This is a genomic window from Fictibacillus sp. UD, assembly GCF_043558025.1.
Lineage (GTDB): Bacteria > Bacillota > Bacilli > Bacillales > Fictibacillaceae > Fictibacillus.
Map to the genome: position 1 here is coordinate 1 of NZ_JARUHH010000029.1, position 1639 is coordinate 1639.

Annotated in this window: 1 rRNA gene; it reads right to left on the reverse strand. The window is 53.4% G+C overall.

The window, feature by feature from the left end:
• Positions 1-68: 68 nt before the first annotated feature.
• Positions 69-1618 (reverse strand): 16S ribosomal RNA (locus P8610_RS20285).
• Positions 1619-1639 lie beyond the last annotated feature (21 nt).

Genomic DNA, 1639 nt, shown 5'->3' on the forward strand with positions numbered 1-1639 from the left:
TCAAAACTGAACAAAAGAAGAATAGGTGTACTTACGAAACAGTCGAAGCTGTTTCATAATCTCCATAGAAAGGAGGTGATCCAGCCGCACCTTCCGATACGGCTACCTTGTTACGACTTCACCCCAATCATCTGTCCCACCTTCGGCGGCTGGCTCCCAAAAGGGTTACCCCACCGACTTCGGGTGTTACAAACTCTCGTGGTGTGACGGGCGGTGTGTACAAGGCCCGGGAACGTATTCACCGCGGCATGCTGATCCGCGATTACTAGCAATTCCGGCTTCATGTAGGCGAGTTGCAGCCTACAATCCGAACTGAGAATGACTTTTTGGGATTGGCTTGGCCTCGCGGCTTCGCAACCCTTTGTATCATCCATTGTAGCACGTGTGTAGCCCAGGTCATAAGGGGCATGATGATTTGACGTCATCCCCACCTTCCTCCGGTTTGTCACCGGCAGTCACCTTAGAGTGCCCAACTGAATGCTGGCAACTAAGGTCAAGGGTTGCGCTCGTTGCGGGACTTAACCCAACATCTCACGACACGAGCTGACGACAACCATGCACCACCTGTCACTTTGTCCCCCGAAGGGGAAAGCTCTATCTCTAGAGTGGTCAAAGGATGTCAAGACCTGGTAAGGTTCTTCGCGTTGCTTCGAATTAAACCACATGCTCCACTGCTTGTGCGGGCCCCCGTCAATTCCTTTGAGTTTCAACCTTGCGGTCGTACTCCCCAGGCGGAGTGCTTAATGTGTTAACTTCAGCACTGAGGGTGGAACCCCCCAACACCTAGCACTCATCGTTTACGGCGTGGACTACCAGGGTATCTAATCCTGTTTGCTCCCCACGCTTTCGCGCCTCAGCGTCAGTTACAGGCCAAAAAGCCGCCTTCGCCACTGGTGTTCCTCCACATCTCTACGCATTTCACCGCTACACGTGGAATTCCACTTTTCTCTCCTGCACTCAAGTCTCCCAGTTTCCAATGACCCTCCACGGTTGAGCCGTGGGCTTTCACATCAGACTTAAGAGACCGCCTGCGCGCGCTTTACGCCCAATAATTCCGGATAACGCTTGCCACCTACGTATTACCGCGGCTGCTGGCACGTAGTTAGCCGTGGCTTTCTGGTTAGGTACCGTCAAGGTACGAGCAGTTACTCTCGTACTTGTTCTTCTCTAACAACAGAGCTTTACGACCCGAAGGCCTTCATCGCTCACGCGGCGTTGCTCGGTCAGGCTTTCGCCCATTGCCGAAGATTCCCTACTGCTGCCTCCCGTAGGAGTCTGGGCCGTGTCTCAGTCCCAGTGTGGCCGATCACCCTCTCAGGTCGGCTACGCATCGTCGCCTTGGTGAGCCGTTACCTCACCAACTAGCTAATGCGCCGCGGGCTCATCTGTAAGTGTCAGCCGAAACCGACTTTCAAAAAGAAGAAATGCTTCTTCTCTTGTTATCCGGTATTAGCCCCGGTTTCCCGGAGTTATCCCCGTCTTACAGGCAGATTACCCACGTGTTACTCACCCGTCCGCCGCTAAATCAGAGGAGCAAGCTCCTCTTCATTCGCTCGACTTGCATGTATTAGGCACGCCGCCAGCGTTCATCCTGAGCCAGGATCAAACTCTCCATAAAAGTGTTTGTCTTGCTCGATTT